At 29.0% G+C, this 3,124-nt stretch carries 3 protein-coding genes and 1 pseudogene; 1 reads left to right on the top strand and 3 read right to left on the bottom strand.

The genetic code is table 11. The features are described 5' to 3' along the window. A pseudogene (locus ACR0QS_RS12345) lies at window positions 1–358 on the top strand (Rpn family recombination-promoting nuclease/putative transposase); the annotation flags it as partial. Window positions 359–734: 376 nt separating this feature from the next. Here the strand turns inward: ACR0QS_RS12345 and ACR0QS_RS12340 are convergent. The 3 genes from ACR0QS_RS12340 to ACR0QS_RS12330 form a co-directional block, all read right to left on the bottom strand. Next, window positions 735–1,481 (bottom strand): phage Gp37/Gp68 family protein, encoded by a 747-nt coding sequence (locus tag ACR0QS_RS12340; protein WP_432633752.1) that lies wholly within the window; start codon window positions 1,479–1,481, stop codon window positions 735–737. Then, window positions 1,482–2,717: a three-Cys-motif partner protein TcmP gene (locus tag ACR0QS_RS12335; RefSeq protein WP_432633751.1), complete on the bottom strand. Its 1,236-nt coding sequence runs from the start codon at window positions 2,715–2,717 to the stop codon at window positions 1,482–1,484. Window positions 2,718–2,977: 260 nt separating this feature from the next. After that, window positions 2,978–3,124: type II toxin-antitoxin system YafQ family toxin (locus ACR0QS_RS12330; RefSeq protein ID WP_432633753.1), on the bottom strand; the 147-nt coding region annotated here is incomplete at its 5' end.

Genomic DNA, 3,124 nt, shown 5'->3' with positions numbered 1-3,124 from the left:
ATCTATAGAAAAGGAATTAAAGGAGGCAAACCCGATTATGACAAAAGTAATTGAAGAGTATAAAAGATTTACTTCGGATGATAAACTTATGCGAGCTTATGACGCAAGGGACGCATTTTTGGTAGGACAAAAAATTATGCTGGATAGAGAACGCAAAGAAGGAATTAAAGAAGGTATTAAAAAAGGAATTAGAGAAGGCAAACTTGAAGGTATAAGAGAAAGCATTGAAAAAGGTATTGAAAAAGGCAGACATGCTGAACAAATCTCAATGGCAATCGCAATAAAAAAAGACGGATCGGATATTAACCTAATCTCAAAATATACGGGCTTAACTATAAAAGAAATTGAAAAACTTTAAATATTTTACTAAACCCTAAACTCCAACTCATAACCAATAATAAACTCCATCTCCTCTTCACTCAAACCATAAAGCGGACAAATCAACCTGTATGTATTTTCTTTTTATAAAAGAATGCAAAATCTCTGTTCTTTTTTGATAGCAAAAAAGAACCACGCTAAAGCGGGCAGACGCCAAAAACTATTCCTTTTTTTGTCGCTCTGCGCACCTTCGGTGAAAAAAAGGAAACAAGGCTAGGCTAAAGCCCACAGAGTGAAGCCCGCAGAAGCGAAAAACAACTCCGTTTAGACTTCGTAATCCGTTTGTAAAAATACCGTAATTATGAGCCGAACTTGTGAGGCGTGGCAATACAACTGAACGAAACAATAAATTAATTTCAGACTATAATTTTCTTTTTTTCTTTAGGATATGCATGATAAATTCTGCCTTTAAGCAGTGCGCCGTTTTCTTTTTTATTGCGTTTTATACCATCGCTCCCCCAAGCCCCCCATTGTTTAAAGAAAAATGCAACATTTTGTTTTTTACATTGCCTTTGTATATTTAATGCCCATTCTTCTTTCATAGGACGAGCATTAATTCCGCTTTCGCCTCCTGCAATTACCCAATCAATTCCGCTTAAATCAAGTTCTCCCAAATCGCTTATTAAAGGTTCGCAAGAAATCCATTTTACGCTTGCTTCTAAATCACGGATTAAATCTATACGAGATTTTACTTTAATTGATTCTATAGTTGTTCCTAACCAAACATTTTTAGGAATTTCATTTTTTAAGAAATATTTTCTCATTCTTTGCGGGCGTTTAGTCAATATTTGGTATTGATGCTGCGGGGTTTCTTTAATAATTTTCAATATAGAATCTAAAAAATTATAATCAATTTTTTCATGAAATAAGTCGCTCATAGAATTTACAAAATAAAGCGTTGGTTTTTTATTTTGTTTCGGTTCGTTTAATCTATGTGGCAACATTTTAAATTTAAATCCGTCTTTATAATCTACATTTCCCATAGCCTGCAATCTTTTTGCCATAAGTTCAGCGTAGCAGTTTTTACAACCGCTGCTTACTTTATCGCATCCTATGGTAGGATTCCAGCTTGCTTCCGTCCATTCTATTTTACTAATTTTCATTTAAAAATTAAACCTCTTCTGTTTATTATCTTTTATAATGTAGTCCAATTTAATATTTTTATAACTTCTCACTTTTTTATTTGTTTTTGGATTTATAATATCTATATCTCCATAATATATCTGTTCTTCAAGTGATTGGCATATCGTATCTATTGTAGCAGGAGTATAGTTTATTTCACTTTGAATTAAAGTTTCAAAAGTTTTATTATTATAACTGCCTACTTTATTTTGAATTTGTGTTTTTATAGCTTCCAAACTATCTAATCTATCTTGTTCAGCAAATAAAAATGGATTTAGCGTGTCTTTATCTTTTGTTGAATATCCAAACATATCAAGTCCTGCTCCGCCATAATGAATAAACGCATTATGATTTTTATAATGTAGTTTAACCATTTCATTACGAGTTATTGGATGAATACTAAAATGTAATAACCAATAGGCTCTATGAGTTTTACTGCCTTTAACAAAAAAAGGAGTATAATAGCAAGCTCCAACTTTATTAATAATGGACTTTAACAATGTAAATTGCAATATTCTTCTATTTCCATCATTATCTTTTTTAGTATCTAAAAGATGTGTTATATCGTTATTATCTAAACCTAATTTTATAAGAATATTTTTATTACTTGAAGAAAGATAATCGATTAAGCTATCGCATGCAAAAGTAAGTATAATTTCGGCATTATAAAAACTATTTAAAATGTTTTTTATCGTTTCTATATTAGCTTCTATATATCCATATTGGTCTAATAAAAAAACGGCTCTTTTATATTTTCTATTTTGTAATTCTCTAATGATATTATTATATATTTTTTCAAACTCTCCGTTAATAATATTTGCAGAATTTCCAAATCCTCTTTGGCTTATTGTATATTTTAAGAATTCAAAAACTTTTTTATCCTTTTCAATACAATATACAGGAATATCAAAATCGATTTTTCCAAAATTCTTATTTTCTCTCTCGAAAGTAATTTCTTTTTTAAGCCTTTCAACAGTTTCTAAAACTCGCAATGGACTACCTAAAATTTCTTGTCCTTTAATATCTTTATATAAACCACCACCAGAAAACCCATCAATAATAGTAAATTTTAAATTTCGAGAATATGGTAAAATAGTTAAATGACGCATATATGCTTCTAAATATTTTTCAATAATATTTAATTTCACTAAACTATGTTCTTCAATTTCAGGCAAAGAATTACCTATCGCCCAATCATATTTTTTATCTTTAGCCATATTTAATAGCCTCCAAATATTTAGAAGTATATCATATTATATATAATAAGTCAATATATATACTAAAAAAAATAATAGTATGTATGTTAATTACAATAACAAATTCTAAATTAAATTTTTACTTTCAATAACCCTAATCTCATTTTCAACTAAACCCTAAACTCCAACTCATAACCAATAATAAACTCCATCTCCTCTTCACTCAAACTATAAAGCGGACAAATAAATCAATTTATAGTTATTTTTATAATTAAACTATATTAAAATAAATCGCTATGAGAACCTAAAGCAATGCACATAAGAATTAATGTTTTATTTTCTTTTTTGTATATCAAAAGTAAATCGGGTTTTATATGGCATTCTCTAAAACCAGCATATTTTCCGACTAATTTATGGTCTTTATATTT

Source organism: Brachyspira sp., assembly GCF_050873525.1.
GTDB lineage: Bacteria > Spirochaetota > Brachyspiria > Brachyspirales > Brachyspiraceae > Brachyspira.
This window is presented reverse-complemented; position numbering and strand designations above follow the sequence as displayed.

Excerpts from the sequence above, each read along its gene's own strand:
- ACR0QS_RS12340 (WP_432633752.1), bottom strand. The coding sequence starts at position 1,481 with ATGAAAATTAGTAAAATAGAATGGACGGAAGCAAGCTGGAATCCTACC.
- ACR0QS_RS12335 (WP_432633751.1), bottom strand. The coding sequence starts at position 2,717 with ATGGCTAAAGATAAAAAATATGATTGGGCGATAGGTAATTCTTTGCCT.